We start from the raw sequence: 241 nt of genomic DNA on the forward strand, positions 1-241 counted from the left end.
TGCAGGGCTTTAAACGTTGGATTATGGGCAACGAGTGGACGAATGGCCAAGTATAAAGCTCTTCGCAATCGACTTCGTCCTCGTTTTGTGATCTTGGTTTGCCCCTTAAACTTCCCGGAACTATGTTCACGTAATGACAGCCCTGCATCAATACTACACAAAGCGTCCTGATCGACCTTTGAAGAAACAGCAGTCACTGATTGCCTTGTGTTGTAAATTACTACGTGTCTTATTTGTCATT

Annotated in this window: 1 pseudogene; it reads right to left on the reverse strand. The window is 44.0% G+C overall.

From position 1 onward, the window contains the following. A pseudogene (locus RMT89_RS45160) lies at window positions 1-125 on the reverse strand (transposase); the annotation flags it as partial. Window positions 126-241: the final 116 nt, after the last annotated feature.

Source organism: Streptomyces sp. P17 (assembly GCF_032436805.1).
Taxonomy (GTDB): domain Bacteria; phylum Actinomycetota; class Actinomycetes; order Streptomycetales; family Streptomycetaceae; genus Streptomyces.